The 291-nt window shown below is 72.2% G+C and carries 1 protein-coding gene; it reads right to left on the reverse strand.

Going from position 1 to position 291, the window contains the following annotated elements; all coding sequences use genetic code 11:
* A partial coding sequence (locus H0H10_RS00300) for a YncE family protein (RefSeq protein ID WP_373566776.1) occupies window positions 1–291 on the reverse strand: 291 nt, incomplete at both ends.

The following is a 291-nucleotide window of genomic DNA, read 5'->3' on the forward strand; positions in this document are numbered from 1 at the left end:
GTAGACCCGGTCCCCGACCGGGGAGACCGCCACCCCCGCCGGGCCGCGGCCGACGCGGATGGTGTCGTCCACCTTGTTCGTCGCGGTGTCGATCACCGACACCGAGCCGGCGCTGCCGTTGGTCACGTAGACCCGGTCCTCGATCCGGGACACCGCCACCCCCTGCAGGCCGCGGCCGACGCGGATGGGCTTGCCCATCATGCTGTTCGTCTCGGTGTCGATCACCGACACCGTGCCCGAGCTGCCGTTGGCGACGTAGACCCGGTCGCCGATCGGGGAGACCGCCACCCC

Source organism: Streptomyces griseicoloratus (assembly GCF_014534645.1).
Lineage (GTDB): Bacteria > Actinomycetota > Actinomycetes > Streptomycetales > Streptomycetaceae > Streptomyces > Streptomyces griseicoloratus.